Annotated in this window: 12 protein-coding genes; 6 read left to right on the top strand and 6 right to left on the bottom strand. The window is 52.8% G+C overall.

The window, feature by feature from the left end:
* Window positions 1–101 precede the first annotated feature (101 nt).
* Window positions 102–1,106, top strand: coding sequence for an FKBP-type peptidyl-prolyl cis-trans isomerase N-terminal domain-containing protein (locus tag CKQ54_RS02365; RefSeq protein ID WP_120162651.1), 1,005 nt, complete (start codon window positions 102–104; stop codon window positions 1,104–1,106).
* A gap of 61 nt (window positions 1,107–1,167) precedes the next feature.
* On the opposite strand, the gene olsF is transcribed toward CKQ54_RS02365, so the two are convergent.
* Window positions 1,168–2,868, bottom strand: a complete 1,701-nt coding sequence (gene olsF, locus CKQ54_RS02360) for a bifunctional ornithine lipid synthase OlsF (RefSeq protein WP_120162650.1) — start codon at window positions 2,866–2,868, stop codon at window positions 1,168–1,170.
* 197 nt (window positions 2,869–3,065) lie between these two features.
* Here olsF and CKQ54_RS02355 point away from each other — a divergent pair, with 197 nt between their 5' ends.
* Window positions 3,066–4,292, top strand: a complete 1,227-nt coding sequence (locus CKQ54_RS02355; protein ID WP_120162649.1) for an MFS transporter — start codon at window positions 3,066–3,068, stop codon at window positions 4,290–4,292.
* Here CKQ54_RS02355 and CKQ54_RS02350 read toward each other — a convergent pair.
* The 4 genes from CKQ54_RS02350 to CKQ54_RS25725 form a co-directional block, all read right to left on the bottom strand.
* Complete coding sequence (locus CKQ54_RS02350; RefSeq protein WP_113877241.1) at window positions 4,289–4,798, bottom strand: GNAT family N-acetyltransferase; 510 nt, start codon at window positions 4,796–4,798, stop codon at window positions 4,289–4,291. The genes CKQ54_RS02355 and CKQ54_RS02350 overlap by 4 nt on opposite strands.
* A gap of 578 nt (window positions 4,799–5,376) precedes the next feature.
* Window positions 5,377–7,227, bottom strand: coding sequence for a hypothetical protein (locus tag CKQ54_RS02340; protein WP_120162647.1), 1,851 nt, complete (start codon window positions 7,225–7,227; stop codon window positions 5,377–5,379).
* Between the two features lie 43 nt (window positions 7,228–7,270).
* Window positions 7,271–8,524, bottom strand: a complete 1,254-nt coding sequence (locus CKQ54_RS25730) for a hypothetical protein (RefSeq protein ID WP_244220162.1) — start codon at window positions 8,522–8,524, stop codon at window positions 7,271–7,273.
* A 584-nt stretch (window positions 8,525–9,108) separates the two neighbouring features.
* Window positions 9,109–9,366: a hypothetical protein gene (locus CKQ54_RS25725; protein WP_244220161.1), complete on the bottom strand. Its 258-nt coding sequence runs from the start codon at window positions 9,364–9,366 to the stop codon at window positions 9,109–9,111.
* 238 nt (window positions 9,367–9,604) lie between these two features.
* On the opposite strand from CKQ54_RS25725, the gene CKQ54_RS02330 reads away from it, so the two are divergent.
* Window positions 9,605–10,300, top strand: a complete 696-nt coding sequence (locus CKQ54_RS02330; protein ID WP_112289204.1) for a pirin family protein — start codon at window positions 9,605–9,607, stop codon at window positions 10,298–10,300.
* A gap of 63 nt (window positions 10,301–10,363) precedes the next feature.
* On the opposite strand, the gene CKQ54_RS02325 is transcribed toward CKQ54_RS02330, so the two are convergent.
* A complete protein-coding gene (locus tag CKQ54_RS02325) occupies window positions 10,364–13,072 on the bottom strand; it encodes an autotransporter family protein (RefSeq protein ID WP_120162646.1) in 2,709 nt (902 codons plus the stop codon).
* A 399-nt stretch (window positions 13,073–13,471) separates the two neighbouring features.
* Here CKQ54_RS02325 and CKQ54_RS02320 point away from each other — a divergent pair, with 399 nt between their 5' ends.
* From CKQ54_RS02320 to CKQ54_RS02310, 3 genes are read left to right on the top strand one after another with little or no spacing between them, the layout of a single operon-like run.
* Window positions 13,472–13,795, top strand: coding sequence for a PTS sugar transporter subunit IIB (locus CKQ54_RS02320; protein ID WP_112289202.1), 324 nt, complete (start codon window positions 13,472–13,474; stop codon window positions 13,793–13,795).
* Window positions 13,792–15,120, top strand: coding sequence for a PTS sugar transporter subunit IIC (locus tag CKQ54_RS02315; RefSeq protein WP_120162645.1), 1,329 nt, complete (start codon window positions 13,792–13,794; stop codon window positions 15,118–15,120). Before CKQ54_RS02320 ends, CKQ54_RS02315 begins: the two co-directional genes overlap by 4 nt.
* A 53-nt stretch (window positions 15,121–15,173) precedes the next feature.
* Window positions 15,174–16,556: a glycoside hydrolase family 1 protein gene (locus CKQ54_RS02310; protein WP_120162644.1), complete on the top strand. Its 1,383-nt coding sequence runs from the start codon at window positions 15,174–15,176 to the stop codon at window positions 16,554–16,556.
* Window positions 16,557–16,567 lie beyond the last annotated feature (11 nt).

Here is a 16,567-nt window from a genome sequence, read left to right as displayed (position 1 = left end):
CCGCCACGTAATTTTAAAATATCAGATCCTGAAGATTATTGTATGACAAGTGTTATGCAATATTATCCGTTTTGTAAAACTTAACTCTTTCAAGGAACCTTATGTCCCTCTCCCGCAAAAAAGGAATTTACCTGTTCAGTGCCCTGATGATGTCAGGAATGACGCTATCTGCCAGCGCAACTGAACCGGCCGCGGCGCCAGTGACGCCATCAGTGACGCCATCAGCGACGGCACCGGTTGTGGCTCCTGCTCCGGCACCCACACCCGCCGTAGATCCTGCATCAGCACCTGTTCCCGCACCAGAACAGACGCCTGAGCCAGTAACCACCAAAGCACCGGCTGCTGAAACAACGTTGCCAACCACTCCGGCAGACACCACGCCTCCGGCACCGGAACCGGCAAAAAATGTCATCCCGGAAGAGGTCACCGCTGAAAGCATTAACGCCGCCGGAATAGCCCCTGCACCGGCGCAGATGCCCGACAGTGAAGAGCAGAAGCGTGCGTATGCCAGCGGTGTCATGCTGGCGCACTTTATCGAAGAGCAGCTCGCTAACCAGAAAAGCCTGCATATCACGCTGAACAAAAATATCCTGCTGGCGGGTATCGCCGATACGTTCGCCCATCAGGGGAAAATGACCGACGAAGATATCCGGGCGACCATGTCCGCGTTTGATGAGCAGGTTAAAGTGCTGACGCAGGCGCAAAACGAGAAGAAACAGGCGGAAGATAAGGCCTACGTTGATGCGTTTGCCAAACGTGAAGGCGTCAAAAAGACCAGGCAGGGTCTGCTGTATTTCATTGACAATAAAGGGGAAGGCGCTGCGCTGAAAGACACCGATACCTTACAGGTGAACTACAAAGGGGTGCTGGTCGATGGCACGGTAGTGGACGCGCCGAAAATCGATAATGCCTACGAGGTTTTCCGCGTGGCCACTATGCCGCCGGTGCTGCGCGACAGTGTGAAACTGATCCGCAAAGGGGGACAGATTACCGTGGTGATCCCACCGGCGACGCTGGAAAAAACCAAAGACGCCAGGGGTGAATCGCCGCTGAATAACGTCGTGATTTACACCATTTCCGTGGTTGATGTGAATCAGTCTAAATAAAATTTTCGTTCTTTAAGCAACGGGACCCGCAGGCCCCGTTGCTGGTGTTCAGCTAGCTGAATCAGTGATGCACAGCAATATACCGTTCGTACTTCGCCGGTTTTAGCTGGCTGAGATCCACCAGCACCAGACCATCAATACAGTTGTTGAATTCCGGATCACTGCCGAAATCAATGAACTGCACGCCGCCGCTTTCACATAGTTCTGAATACTGCTTATACAGCGCCGGAATACTGCATCCGAGATTGGTCAGTAAGCGCTTCAGACGTAGTAAATCTTCCTGATAATCGTCGCCGCAAAACTGTGCCAGCACATCGGGCAGCGAAGCCGGATACGGGCGGCGCGAGGTCGCCAGCGGTAACGCCGGTGCGAAATACAAACGATAAAATGCCACCAGCAAATCGCGTGCAGGCAGCGGCATTCCGCCGGAAATCGACACCGGACCAAACAGATAACGCGTCTGCGGATATTTCGCCAGATACGCGCCAATGCCCAGCCACAGGTAATCCAGCCCGCGTTTGCCCCAGTAAGCGGGCTGAATAAAGCTGCGTCCGAGTTCGATGCCCTGCGCCAGAATCGGGTCCATCTGATGGCCGTACTGGAACAGACTCTGACTGTAAATTCCGTTCAGTCCTTTGCTGGCGACCTGATCGGCGGTCGGGATAAACCGGTAAGCGCCGACGATTTCCAGCGCCTGCGGATCCCATAAGACCAGATGATAATAGTCGTCGTCGTAGCCATCGAGATCACGGCGGCGACCGCTGCCTTCCCCGACGGCGCGGAATGCAATTTCCCGCAGACGCCCCAGCTCACGCAGAACAGGGACGTAATCCTCGCCGTGACGACGATAGAGATAAATCATTTTGCCGTCCGGCGTTTTGCCCAGCACTTCGCTGGCTTCCAGCGCGTGTTTCAGTACGGCGCGATCTTCCGCACGCGCAATCGAGGTTTCAGTGTGGAACAGCCCCGGCTTACCTGCGCCGAGGCGGTAAAGATGTTTACGAAAACGCGCCGCCAGATCGCCTGCCTGCATTTGTCCGTCGTGCCAGCTGGAATACGGAATGCGTGCGCCGATTTTCAGCGTCAGACTGTTGCCGCGCTGGCCGAACATTTCATGCACCAGCAACAGCGTACTGAGCGGGCGGTAAATCATCGACGTGAGATAAAACAGCGCGCTGTTGCTGCCGCTGATATGTACCGGCACCACCGGCGCACGGGCTTTGGCGGCCAGACGGATAAAACCGGTGTGCCATTTGCCGTCGCGCACGCCTTTGGAACTCATACGTGAGACTTCACCCGCCGGGAACACAATCAGCACGCCCTGATTTTCCAGATGTTCCTGCATCTGTGTCACCTGATTTCGCCGCGTGCGGTTGCCCATATTGTCCACCGGGATCATCAGGCTGCCGAGCGAGGACACCAGCGACAACAGCTGATTCGCCACCACTTTGACATCCGGACGCACCGACGCCACCGCGTGCAGCAGCGCCAGACCGTCCAGCGTACCAATCGGATGGTTGGCGACAATCACCACCGGGCCGTAACTGGGGATTTGCTCGCGGTCACGTTCCGTCAGTTCACAGCGAATAGTAAAATGCTCCAGCACCTGCTCGGCCATATCAATCCCTTTCAGGTGCTGATACTGACCGGCAAAGCGGTGAAATTCTTTTTCGCGGAATAAGATTTTTAACAGACGGCGTTGCCAGGAAGGGGTTTTGTGCTGCGGGTCGAGATCCTGAAACAGGGTATCCATGCTGAACATAGGATGTCCTCCGGTTGAAGTCTCCCGACCATAATCAGGGCGCATGACAGTGATGTGTCACTTTGATGGCAGTACGGGGAAGCGTGAATAAAACAGCGGTTCAATTTGTTGCGAAAGTCATCAATTGCTAATAAAGTCAAAGACTCATTTACGGCTTCGCAACATGCCTGAACCTTCTTCGTGAGACACGAATTTCCATGCCTGAACCTGCTTCGCCCGACCTTGCTGCGGTCAGCCCGTCTAAGACCACGCTGCGAATTCTCTCCATTCTGGTGTTCAACTTTGCCAACTATCTGACCATCGGCCTGCCGCTGGCGATTTTGCCGGGTTACGTCCACGAACATCTTGGTTACAGCGCGTTCTGGGCCGGGTTGGTGATCAGCCTGCAATATTTCGCCACGCTGCTGAGCCGTCCGTATGCCGGGCGTTATGCCGATAAAATCGGGCCGAAGAGGGTGGTGATGTTCGGGCTGAGCGGTTGTCTGCTCAGCGGCGTGTTTTATCTGCTGGCGCTGGGATTTGATGCGTCACCGGCGGTCAGCCTGGCGCTGTTGTGTGCCGGAAGGATATTACTGGGCGCAGGGCAAAGTTTTGCCGGAACCGGCTCAACGCTGTGGGGCATCAGCGTGGTAGGTTCGCTGCATATCGGCAAAGTGATTTCGTGGAGCGGCGTGGTGACGTATGGCGCGATGGCGATTGGCGCACCGCTCGGCGTGCTGATTTTTAGTCTCGGCGGCCTGACGCTGCTGTCGGCCTGCATCATTCTGGTGGCACTGGCGGCGTTAATTACCGCATGGCGCAAACCGCCCGTAACCGGCACTGCGTCTGCGCAAATTCCGTTCCGTCAGGTGCTGGGCAAAATTCTGCCGTACGGCATGATGCTGGCGCTGGCGTCCACCGGCTTTGGTGTGATCGCCACCTTCATCACCCTGTTTTATGCCGCCAAAGGCTGGTCCGGCGCGGCGTTCTCGCTGACTTTCTTCAGCGTGGCATTTGTCGGCATGCGGTTGCTACTGCCCAACAGCATTACTCGTTTTGGCGGATTGCAGGTGGCGTTGGCCTGTTTTGTGGTGGAAATCGCCGGGCTGATGATGGTGTTTTTCGCCCCGACCGCATGGGCAGCGATGGCCGGTGCGTTTATTACCGGCGTGGGATTCTCGCTGGTGTATCCGGCGCTGGGCGTGGTGGCGGTGAAGAAATTGCCGCAGGAAAATCAGGGCAGCGCGCTGGCGACCTATTCGGCGTTTCTGGATCTATCTCTGGGAATTACCGGCCCGCTGGCCGGTGTGCTGATGGCGCAGGCCGGGATTGATGCGATCTATCCCGGCTCGGCCTTGCTGGTGTTTATCGCGATGGCGCTGGGTCTGCGGTTGCTGTTACGTCAGCCCTCGCCGGAAACCAGCGCCTCTGTCAGTGCCGATTAAACCGCCTGCCGGAGGCCACGGATGCGCCCCATATGCAGCGTATCCACCAGCTCGCCGTCACGCAGGGCGTAGCACGGGCTGAGGCCTTCAACGCTGAAACCGAACTTTTTGTACAGCCCGATAGCAGCCTCGTTATCGGCATAGACCGTCAGTTCAACGCGGGTCACGTGCAGCCATTTGTCGCATAACTCAAGGGCAGCTTCGATAAGCTTGCTGCCGACGCCTCGCCCCTGAAATTGCGTATCCACACCAATCCCGAACGTTGCCACATGGCGGCGTCGCCACGGCTGCTCGACCATTAAGGTCAGATTGCCGACCAGTTTACCGTCGATGCACGCCACCAGCGCGAACCGGCCGGGCGCGGCGTTAGCAAGCCGGTCTTCCCAGAGCGTGGCGGGCGGATAAGGTAGTTGTAGTGTGTCGCTGTAAACAGGAACCTGAGCGTATAGGTGCTGAAGCGCCTCTGCATCTGCGGCTTCAGCGTGACGAATGACTATTTCGCTCATGGCGACACTCCTCTTTTTGTGGTTACTGTTTGAATATCCTCTACATTTATCAGGAATAGGAAAACTGTCAATTGAATGTTTGGTGAAAAAAAATGCTTTACAAGTGCGAATGATAATGATTATTATTGCCATGCGTTCCGGGGATGGCCTCACACCAAGGTCAAACGGGTCCCCATGAATGCACGACATTGCTCACATTGCTTCCAGTATTACTTAGCCAGCCTTAAGCGCTGGCTTTTTTTTCTTCATATTTTGAGCCGTGGGTTCGTTGGCTGCGCTCGCTCACCCCGGTCACATACTTGTGTATGCTCCCGGGGATTCACTTGCTGGCCGCCTGCCCACAACTCAAACTATTTCGAAAAATGTCCTTTCATATTTTGAGCTGTGGATGCGTTGGCTGCGCTTGCTCACTCCGGTCACATAGTAATCTATGCTCCCGGGGATTCGCTCGCTTGCCGCCTGCTCACAACCCGAATTATTTTGGAAAAAATTTCCTTTCATATTACGGATTCGCTCGCTGGCCGCCTGCCCACAACTCAAACTATTTCTAAAAACACGTTAATTAGAAAAATCCCGCGTCAGGCAAGGATCATATTCTGCTGCCATATCACCCGATCTCCGGCGGGTGGTTGGGCGATGACGGTGCTGCCGGATAAGCGGTTATTGAGGAACATCAGTGAGCTGGCCGGTTGTGCAGTGACGTCGGTGAAATCGAACGTTGCCTGCGTCAGGGTTGAGGAAAGAATATCGATTTGCTTTGGCGCAGTGCCGGAAAGCGTGAAGCCGACCTGATTAAATTGCGAAGCCTGAACCGACAGCGTGGAAGATTTCAGGATCACCGGCGCAGACTGTGTGGCGGCGTTAAACGTACAGCGCACAAAATTTACAGGCGCGGTGCTGTCGAATGCGTGTCCGCTAATAGCGTTGAACACCATATCGGTAAAGGTAATAGCAGCCGTCACGTTGTTTCGCACCACCGGCGCACCGTCTTCCAGAAATGAAAACTGGCACTGACGAATGACGTTCGGGCGCGCAGCGCGTTGCGAGGCCTGACTGATAATCAGCGTGCCATCGGCGGTGCAGCCGGTCATCTGCAAACCGTCGGCATTGACCCACAACATCCCGGACTGCGGGATGGCCTCGTTGGTGATCACCACCAGATCTTCCAGCGTCAGTTCACTCACGCCGGAGCGGGCGACAAACCACGGGCAGACGTGCTTACGTACATTGATACGTTTGGCGCTGCCTCCCCAGGTGACGCCGGAATTGGCAAAGGTCATCAGGCCGGAATTACCGGTATAAGTGAGATCGTGTTCGTACTGACCGTGGGTGACGAACGGGCCTTTTTCCGCGCTTTGTCCGCTGGCATGACAATTCTCGACCAGGCAATACGCCGACGCCGTGAAATCATTTAAATGCCGTGCATTTGCCACGCTGCAATCACTGACATGGCCGTACAGACAATAGATTTGCTGTGTCAGATATCCGGCACCGCCAAAGGCCGTATTCGGCGGATTGGTGAGAGAGCATTGCTGCGTCAGATAATGGGTATTCCAGCGGCGCATCACCACCGGCCAGAAAGAACCCGTTGAGTGGATCCCCTTCACGTTGGCATATACCGCGTATTCAAACGCCACCGGATGACTGCCGGTGATCTGATCATCTCCCGCCCCGGAGAACTGCATATTTTTAACAGTAACGAATTCAACTGGCTCGACTTTTTGCCAGCTGATCACCCTGCCAGCCAGCAGTTCCCAGCCGTTGTAATAGCCAATCTGGATATGTGTGCTGTCAGGAATAGCGATGATTTCCACCAGCTTTTGCAGCTCGCGTTCCGCCGCGCCTTTCACCGGCGTAACCTCCACCGCGTACCAGTCGCCCACGCTGAACAGTGATGAATCGGCAACAGGGAAGATATCGGTCTGTTCCTGCAACGTTTCTGTCAGCGTGAAGGTGACAGGCGTGCCGGTGACAGTGCCCTGGAAAAACAGCACGGCGGCAAACGGGTCATTGACCGGTGCGCTGGCAATGCCGGTGGTGAAAACGCGGTTGTTCTGGAAATCCAGGGTGATGTCAGAACGTGTGAAATGATGGCGGCGCTGAAAGAGCAAATCCGTGAACGCCAGAATCTGGCTGATTTGCGGATCATTCACTAACGCATCCAGCGCATCGTCAGCGGGTTGATCAGCATTAAGAATGCCGAAAGTGCGGAAATCGCCCACGCCCTGATGGATCAGACACCAGCGGCCATTGGCCGAATGGTCAGAACTGATCACTGTGCCGTTATTGGCGGGCAGAACGCAGTTTTTGTCCCAGTGATAATGACCGCCGCCGCCGTCACCGGCCTGAAAATAACCATTAACGAAGACATTATGATCCAGACGTATTTTATGATTCTTCAGCGCGGATACAGAATTGAACGTTTTCATGGAAGATTCCTTATGAGGCTCAGGGGTGAGCCACTTTATTTTGTTATACCTCCGTGTTTTCAACCACAATATGCGGCCCTGTACTGGCTGGCACAATAGAGGTGGTATTTATCAGGATGTTATTCTGTTCGATAAAATAAGAGGGGCGGGAGAATGCCTTATCTGAAAATAACCGTCTGCCGTGCGTGAATGTCACGTGATGTGCCTGATAATGATTAATACCTGCGGCAATCTGAATATGAAGCTGATCGTCACCTGTCACTTCAGTTTGCAATGGCCCTAACCGCCAGGTCACGGGATGGTCGCCGGTGCGCGAAAGTAAAGGCCGGGACATGTGATCGCCGGCCAGCGTGGAATCGCCATTAATCACGATTTTCTGCGGTCCATCTGCGGTTAAAATAAGGGACACATTTTCAATACGGCAGGCGTTAAAGTTAATTTCTTTATTTTTAATTAACAGCGAAACATCTTTGTCCGTTCCTTTGAACTGGCAATGGGAAAAATAGACCAATGAACGACCGTTAATGGAATTTCGGGCTTCAGCCGCCGGATGAGAAACAATAAACGGATCGTCCGGTGCCAGATTACTGATCGTGGAATCATGACGCGGATCCAGCACAAATCCGCAGTTTTCAAACACGTTCATTTTGATACTGCGGCGGCTGTTTTGCAGTAATGTCAGCTCTCCGCTGACACTGCAGTTTTGCACCGTCAGGCCGTCACAGTTGAGGCGCAATATACCGAGATTATCCTGTTCCCCATTCCGGTAAATGCACACATCCGTTAAGGTCAGATCCGTGACATGCGTGTCTGCGGTCAGCATGGAACAGCGGTGTTGGTTGATGACAATCCGTGCTGCCGACTGACCCCAGGCTTTGCCGGAATTGGCCAGCGTCAGGATGCCGGAGTTGGCTGTGAAGTGCAGATCATGCTCATACTGGCCGTGTGTCACGAAAGCACCGGAACTGTCACCGTTGCTGTGACAGTTCTTTACCACGCAGGAAGAGCTGGCGGTCAGATCGTTAAGATGTCGGGCATTAGACGTTGTACAGTCGCTAATCACGCCATACTGGCAGTAAATTTGTTGGGTCAGATACCCTGCGCCGCCCCAGGAAACCGAAGGCGGGTTGGTCAGCGAACAGTGTTCTGTGCGAAAGAAGGTATTCCAGCGGCGGAAAATAACCGACCAGAAGGTGCCCTGCGCGTGAACGTTAATGACATCGCAATAAATGGCATATACCAGAGCGACGGGCTGGGAACTGTTATTAGCCAGCTGCCCCTCTTCGACATATTGCATATTCCGGATACAGACATTTTCAACCGGCGTGACTTTCGCCAGTGCAGATGACTTTGTTCTTTCAGCACCCAGCCGCTTCTGTAATTGAGCCGGATATGTGTTTCATCAATCTGTTCTGTCACCTGCACCAGTCGTTGTATTTTGCGCTCCCAGTGGCCGGTTAGCCTGGCCGATTCCAGGCAATACCACTGGCCGACAGGATATAAGTCGCTGTCCTCTACCGGATAGATTTCTGATAATAAAGGCAAAGGCTCCCGGAGAACGGATACAGTGGTTTGCTCTTCAGCCAGACCTGTGAAAGAAAAAATAGCGGCAAGATAATTATTTTTGGGGTCAGCCAGTATTTCCAGCCCCGACGCTGTCACTGTGTGGTTATTAATATCAAGGGTGATATTCGAGCGATTAAAGCGGTGGCGTGACATGAAGTTCAGCGAGGTATGGGCTTCAATCCGGTGAATAAGCGGATCATTGACCATCGCATTCAGTGCCGCATCTGCCGCGTTCTGTCCGTTAAATATGCCGAACTGACGAAAGTCCATGACGCCGTTATGTAATTGCAGCCAGCGGCCTTTAGCAGATTTAAGCTAAGAAATGACGGTGCCCTGATTGGCTGTTTTCTCGCTACCGGCATCCCAGTACACCAGTTTTGGTGCGCCATCCCCGGCAAAGTGATATCCCAACACCACGGCGCAGGTCCGGTCAGCAGGCGCAGAGAAGTTTCTTAACGCCATAATGTTGCTCACGCTAATTATATTATCCGAATTAATTTCAACGGATTTAAATAATCCGGCCGAGACGACCCCACCGGTTATTCCCGCGATCAACTCGCGGCGGTTAATCATGATCATTCCCGGAAAACAGACGTCACATTAGCGTTCCTGAATATGTTCAATATTTGAGTATTGTACTGATGAGTCATTAAGCAACTTACGGGAGAACAATTTGCCTTAATTTTCTTCAAATCCTTTGGAATCCGTTGCCTGCAATTGTTCATGTTTTTTGAACAGAGGAGTGAAGTTTTTACGCTTTCTTATTCTCAGCCGTTGACTAGACTAGAGAAAACATTGAGGAGAGTTGAACATGATTTACTTACGCAAAGCACAAGAACGCGGTCACGCAAGTCACGGCTGGCTGGAAAGCTGGCATACCTTCTCTTTTGCCGATTATTACGATGCGAACTTTATGGGATTCTCCGCGCTGCGGGTAATCAATGAAGATTTCATCGATGCGGGGCAGGGTTTTGGTAAGCATCCGCATAAAGACATGGAAATTCTGACCTACGTGCTCGACGGCACCGTGGAACACCAGGACAGCATGGGCAATAAAGAACAAATCCAGGCCGGTGAGTTCCAGATAATGAGCGCCGGTACCGGTGTGACGCATTCCGAATACAACGGTAACAGCGACCGTAAACTGCACCTGTATCAGATCTGGATTATTCCAAATCAGAAAGGGCTGGAACCGCGTTACGAACAACGCATGTTCGATGCGCCGCAGGGTCGCCAGCTGGTGCTTTCTCCGGATGCCCGTGAAGGTTCGCTGAAAGTCTTCCAGGATATGGAATTGTCCCGCTGGGCGCTGAAAAAAGACGAACAGTCTGTTTATCAGATTCAGGCTGAACGCCGCGTGTGGATCCAGGTGGTGAAAGGCACGGTTTCCGTTAACGGCCAGAAAGCCGGGGCGAGCGATGCGCTGGCGATCTGGGATGAAACGGCGCTGTCGGTTCACGCAGACGAAGACAGTGAAATCCTGCTGTTTGACCTGCCGCCGGTCTGATAACAGGCAAGTCAAAAGCGTAAGGCGATGCAATGGCATCGCCTTTTTTGCGTCCTGATTTCGTTATTTAAAGCTGACGTTAATGCCGATATTGCCCTGATAACCTTCCTGTTTACCGTCAAAACCCCGCAGATAATTGGCGCTGGCATACAAGGCTGCATTTTTGCTCAGCGTCGCAGTGATCCCGCCGCCCGCTTTCCAGGTACTTTGCGTGAAGTCAGGCGAAATACGGGTACTGGCGATAGTGACCGCGGGGGCATCGCTGAATGTCGATACCGCATCAAGGTTCAGGTACGGCGTAATGTTCGGCTGATCCACCTGCGGCAGATGGGAAAGTCGCACACCGGCCCGTGCCTGCACGCTGTTGTCAGTGGTTTTTTCTACCGAGGCTATCCCGTCGTTGAAGCCTTTCATGTGCAGATACTGATAAATCACCTGCGTCTGAGGTTCGAGTCGCCAGCTTTGGGTTATCGCAAACGGAATGCCGCCTTCGGCAGACAACGCCACCCCGTAGCCGTCCTGTTTAGCCTGCGTTTCACTCTGGAATTCGGTGTGGTAATCGGTGACTTGCCCGACGAAATCCAGATACGCGCCGCTGTCGGTCTTCACGGTGTAATAACCGCCAATGCCGTAAGCATCGGTAGACACATCTCCGGTATCGGTGGATTCACCCACCAGCCCGCGGGCGCTGTCCGAGCTGTTGGTTTTCTGATCCCCCAGCGAAATCATTATCCCGGCATGCACATTATTCCCGCGCGGTGTCTCATCCTGATACAAATCCTTGCCGATCTGGATATAACGGATGTCGCTGTCAAAACTGAAGCGTCCGATATCGTAATTATCATGCGCCCCGCCGATGCGGGCCCATGTGCCATCCTGAGCGCGTTTGACGCTGTCGCCGGTACGTTCGTGATAAGACCCCATTGAGCTAAAACCGTACTGCCGGTTAAGGAAGGGCGCGGCAATGTAACCCACGACATCCGTCCGGTAGGCGATCACTGGTTTAGGTATCGGTGTCGGTTGCGGTGTAGGTTCTGGTGCCGGATCAGGATCAGGCACCGGTTCCGGCGGCGGCACTGGCTCCAGATAAGTGCGCAAATACCAGTCTTTTGACGAACTGCTGCCACCTTTATAGAGATAATAATCGTAGGCCCCGGCACTGACTTTTCTCAGCAATTTCAGTGATGAGGTGTCAGCCCCATCCACCTGCACCAGACGGATCCCATCGCCTGTTGTCAGCGCGCCGCTGCCCCCGACATTGCGCACCAGCACGCCAAATTGTCCGCTCGCGTTACCCTGAACATGCAGTAAATCGGTGGGGGAATTATCGCTGCCCAGTTGCGTGTTGAAATTCAGCGAACCGTTGCCGGAAAGCGTGCTGGCGTTAAGAGTGTGGAATTGCCCCTGCTGCGGTTGAGTGAAGTTCAGCAGACTGTTATCCATAGATAAATTAGTGAGTACTGAATCGCCGGTCAGATTCCACACCGACTGGTTATTCAGCGTCAGTGAGGAGAGATTTTGCACCGCGCCGGTCAGCACGGAGCCATCCAGCGTGACATCGGTTTTCGCCGTGGTCCCATTGATAATATTGCCGATAATCTGGCTTTTGCCGCTGACATTCACCGTGCTGGCGCCGTTATCGGCAAAAGTCATCGCTGCATTAATCCCTAAAACGAGGGAAGCATTGTCGATGATCACCTGGGCAGCACCGTCGTAAATCTTACTGATCCCGACATTGCCACTGTTGATGGTCGCATTATCAATGCGCACTTTTTGCACCTGATCGGCTGTCATGGGGTCGGCATTCAGCGCCAGGCCGACAGAGGCGTTTCCAGGGGTGGAAATAAGCAGTCCGTCTGCCAGTGTCAGATCGTTGGCACCATTAATTGTTACGCCATTTGTTGCAGCCGCTTGTGTGGTAATGGAACCGCCGCTGACTTGCACCACGCTGTCGTTTTGCACCATCAGACCGTTGCTGTACTGCCCTAATGTGTGGATATCAACGTTCTTCATTTGCAAATTACCGAACGTCACTGCCACTGCATTACTCTGATCACTGTCCGTCACGATGGTTCCGCGATCATAAGTAACATTTGAAAAACGGTCAGCAGACCCGTCGATACTTATCCCCTCACGAACCTGAGACAAAATTGACGTATTCAGTAATGTGGCATCGGCATTGTTGATAGCTATTGCAGAACTGCTGGACATTCCCCCAAGATGATTAACGGTCAATCCCGTGGCATTCAGCGTTGCGCCCGTATTGACTTCAACGGCATTATCCGCATTATTGGCATTAATTGTGGTGTTAAGCATATTTGCCGTGGCATTCTCATTAATCACCAGTGCGGCACTATTTGAATTAATCGTTGCCTCGTTGATATTTAATACACTTCCTGTGTCCTGAACAGTGATGGCGTGAGAAATACCGGATGACGTGCTGTTGTGATTAATGACGGAATCTTTTCCGATATTAATTATCCCGCCATTTTGAGCAATGAGGGAGGAACTAAGCTGACTGCCCGTTGCGTTAAACTGGTTGGCGAGTACAGTCAGTTCTGCGCCATTGTTCACCATTATTCCATATTTTATCAACGGGTTATCCGCGACAATATTTTCGTTATCCTTTGTGGATAAGGTCAGCGTTTGATTGTTCGTGAGTAATAGCGGCAAAGAGTAATTTGCCGCACTGGCACTCATGATAGCTATATTTTGCAGACAGCACGCCAGCAGGATAAATCGGGTTATTTGACTGTATTTAAACGCCGGCATCGGGCATTCCTCAAAGAAAACAGGTGATGAATGCCGGACAATGTATTCAATAATCCTCAAACGATAAAATCATTCGATATCAATTTTTAACAGAACGCAGGCAATGATATTAATCGGATTTAGTTTTTATTTATGACACCGTAAAATATTTTATTGATATGTCATTTCATGCTGTAGTGATAATTGTTATTCGTTTTCTCTGTAGCGACACTTTTTTCCTGCGCGAATGACATTTGCTCAAAATGTGAAACATTTCACATCGCCGGACAATCTCCGTGAAATTTTATGAACAGGCTCGCACATTTTCCCGGAAACCATGGAAACCGGTTTCCATAACGCCTCAAATACCCTCAGCAAGCAGAAACGGGCAGAACATAAATCATCTGGGAGTGAAGCAAAATGAAAAGAATCATGCTTTGTTGTTCGGCGGGAATGTCGACCAGTTTATTAGTACGCAAAATGAAAGAAGTGGCGGCAGAGCGCGGCGAAGAAGTGCAGATCGACGCGTTCGGAGCCAGCGAGTTTGACGAAAAATTCCGCGACTATCAGGTCGTGCTGCTCGGGCCGCAGGTGCGTTATATGCAGGCTGATTTATCCAAAAGAGCCGCAGAATTCAATATTCCGGTAGAAACCATCAACATGATGGATTACGGCATGCAGCGCGGCGACAACGTGCTCGACTTCGCTTACGGCCTGATCGCACAGGAAGGAAGCCGCGTATGAGTGGCCTTTATCAGGCGATGGTTAACGTCATCGAAAAACACATCACGCCACTGGCGGGCAGCGTCGGTCAGCAACGGCATGTGATCGCCATTCGTGACGGGTTTATCGCGGCGTTGCCTTTCATGATTATCGGCTCATTCATGCTGGTGTTTATCTTCCCGCCTTTCTCGCCGGACACCACCTGGGGTTTCGCGCGCGGCTGGCTGGATTTGTCGCTGAAGTACCGCGAGCAGCTGATGCTGCCGTGGTATCTGAGCATGGGCGTGATGACATTTTTCATCTCGGTGGGCATCGGCGCAAGTCTCGGTAAACACTATAAACTCGACCCGATCATGACCGGCTTGCTGGCGTTTATGGCATTCCTGCTGGTGGCGGCGCCGTATCATGACAAACAAATCTCGACGCAATATTTCTCCGGCGAAGGCATTTTCACTGCGATCCTGACGGCGATTTATGCCGCCGAAGTGTATGCGCTGCTCAAACGCCGCAACATCACCATTCGTCTGCCGAAAGAAGTGCCGACCGGCGTGGCGCGTTCGTTTGAAATTCTGATCCCGGTGGTGGTGATTGTCGCCACGCTGCATCCGCTGAACCTGTTTATTCAGTCCACCACTGGCATGATTATTCCTGAAGCCATCATGCACTTGCTGGCACCGCTGGTTTCCGCATCCGATTCTTTGCCGGCAATTTTGATTTCGGTGTTTATCTGTCAGGTGCTGTGGTTTGCAGGCATTCACGGTGCGCTGATTGTGACCGGCATCATGAACCCGTTCTGGATGACCAATCTGGCGCTGAACCAGACGGCGTTACAGAACGGCGAGCCGCTGCCACATATCTATCTGCAAGGATTCTGGGATCACTATCTGCTGATTGGCGGCGTCGGCTCGACCCTGCCGCTGGCGATCCTGCTGCTGTGCAGTAAGGCCGTGCATCTGCGCACCATAGGCAAGATGGGCGTGGTGCCGAGCTTCTTCAACATCAACGAACCGATCCTGTTTGGTACGCCGATTATCATGAATCCGGTGTTCTTCCTGCCGTTCACACTGGTACCGATGCTGAACGCAATTTTTGCGTATACCGCCACCAAACTGGGCTGGGTCGCGCAAGTGGTCTCGCTCACGCCCTGGACAACGCCCGCGCCAATTGGTGCGTCATGGGCCGCAAACTGGGCATTCAGTCCGGTAATTATGTGCCTGTTCTGTATGGTGTTATCAGCCGTAATGTACTACCCGTTCCTGAAAGCCTATGAACGTACGTTGCTGAAACAGGAAGCGGAAAAAGCCACGGCACAAACGGCGGACAATGCCGTACCGGCAAACAGCTAAACAGTCAAATAATTCAGTTAAAAACGTTAAGCTAACGGACAGCGAGGATGACAATGAAATACGCATTTCCAAAAGAATTCTGGTGGGGCAGTGCCAGTTCCGCGCCGCAGACGGAAGGTGAAACCCTGAGCCACGGCAAAAGCGCGACGGTGTGGGATCACTGGTATTCACAGCAGCCGACACGTTTCCACAACGACGTGGGTCCGCAGGATACCTCGACGTTTTATAAAAACTGGCGCGAAGACATTGCGCTGCTGAAACAGCTGAACCACAACACGTTTCGCACGTCGATTTCCTGGGCGCGTTTGATCCCCAACGGACGCGGCGAAGTGAATCAGGAAGCGGTCACGTTTTATAATCAGGTGATCGACGAAATGCTGGTGCAGGGCGTGCAGCCGTTTATCAATCTGTTCCACTTTGATATGCCGATGGCGATGCAGGAAATCGGCGGCTGGGAAAACCGCGACGTCGTGCAGGCTTACGCAAAATATGCCGATACCTGTTTTGAGTTGTTCGGTGACCGCGTGAAGCACTGGTTCACCTTCAACGAACCGGTGGTGCCGGTGGAAGGCGGCTATCTGTATGACTTCCATTACCCGAATGTGGTGGATTTCAAACGTGCCGCCACGGTGGCGTATCACACCATGCTGGCGCATTCTCTGGCGGTGAAAGCCTATCGTGCCCGCAATACCGGTGGTGAAATCGGCATCATTCTTAACCTCACGCCGTCTTATCCGCGCTCGCAAAATCCGGCAGATGTGAAAGCCGCCAATATTGCGGATCTGATGTTTAACCGCAGTTTCCTCGATCCGGCGCTGCGCGGTGAATATCCGCAGGAGCTGGTGGAATTGCTGAAAAAATACGATCAGCTGCCGGTCTGTCAGCAGGGCGATAAAGAACTGCTGCAACAGGGCGTGGTGGATTTACTCGGCATTAACTATTACCAGCCGCGCCGTATTCAGTGCCGCGACAGTATGGTCAATCCGGAAAGTCCGTTTATGCCGGAATGGTTTTTCGATAACTACGTGATGCCGGGCCGTAAAATGAACCCGCACCGTGGCTGGGAAATCTACGAGCAGGGCATTTACGATATCCTCACCAATTTGCGCGAAAACTACGGCAATCCGCGCTGTTTCATTTCTGAAAACGGCATGGGCGTAGAGCATGAACTGCGCTTCGAAAAGGATGGCCGGATTGACGATGATTACCGCATTGAGTTCGTCAGCGGGCATCTGAAATGGTTGCACCGGGCATTGCAGGAAGGCAGCGGCTGTCTCGGCTACCATATGTGGACATTTATTGACTGCTGGTCATGGATGAATGCCTATAAAAACCGGTATGGTTTCATCCAGCTGGATCTGGAAACCCAAAAACGCACAGTGAAGAAAAGCGGCGAATGGTTCGCGGCGGTGTCTAAAAACAACGGTTTCGATTAACACAAGGAAAG

This window comes from Rahnella variigena (genome assembly GCF_003610915.1).
Lineage (GTDB): Bacteria > Pseudomonadota > Gammaproteobacteria > Enterobacterales > Enterobacteriaceae > Rahnella > Rahnella variigena.
Note: the sequence above shows the minus strand (reverse complement) of the source record. Positions and strands in the feature narration are given on the sequence as shown.